Source organism: Streptococcus sp. DD13, from assembly GCF_001578875.1.
Taxonomy (GTDB): Bacteria; Bacillota; Bacilli; order Lactobacillales; family Streptococcaceae; genus Streptococcus.
Window position 1 is genome coordinate 31,609 of the sequence record NZ_KQ969508.1, and the last position, 654, is coordinate 32,262.

1 pseudogene is annotated in these 654 nt (G+C 49.8%); it reads right to left on the bottom strand.

The features are described from left to right. Window positions 1–654, bottom strand: a pseudogene (locus tag STRDD13_RS07355) (CshA/CshB family fibrillar adhesin-related protein); the annotation flags it as partial.

The window sequence follows — 654 nt, forward strand, 5'->3', positions numbered from 1 at the left end:
CTGTACCATTTGCGTCTTTTGCTTGGACTTTCACCGCAACTACATCGCCTGAGTAGGTCTTGTCGGTTGGTGTAAAGGTCACGACACCCGTTTCTGGATCCACCGTATAGGTACCGATGACTTTGCCGTCTGGTGATTTGGCATCTACGGATGCTGCTGGGTTGCCATTTTCGTCTAATAACGTAATCGTGGTCTTGTCGATTGGAGCTACAGCATCGCCTTCTGTGAAGGTCACGGTTCCCGTTTGCGTTGCGCCTTGTGGTGCGACGGACTCAGCTGAAGTGGCGGTCGGAACAACTGGGGTCACCGTTGGCGTGTAAGTTGTTTCAACAGACGTTCCATTGGCATCCTTAGCAACTACTTTGACGGAATCTGGAGTCCCTACGAAGTCTTTGTTTGGCGTGAACGTGATCACTCCAGTTGTTGGATCGATGACATACTTCCCAACTTCTTTCCCGTCTTTAGTTGCAGGCACTTCCGTCACTTCATTGCCACTTGCATCGACTAATCTGATCGAAGTTTTGTCAATTGGTGCGACTTCATCCCCTTCTGTAAACATGGTCATCGCATCTTGTGTTTGCTCTTGACCTTGTTTTCCAGTTGTTTCAGCTGGGCTTGCAGTTGGAACGACCGGTGTCACCGTTGGGGTGTAAG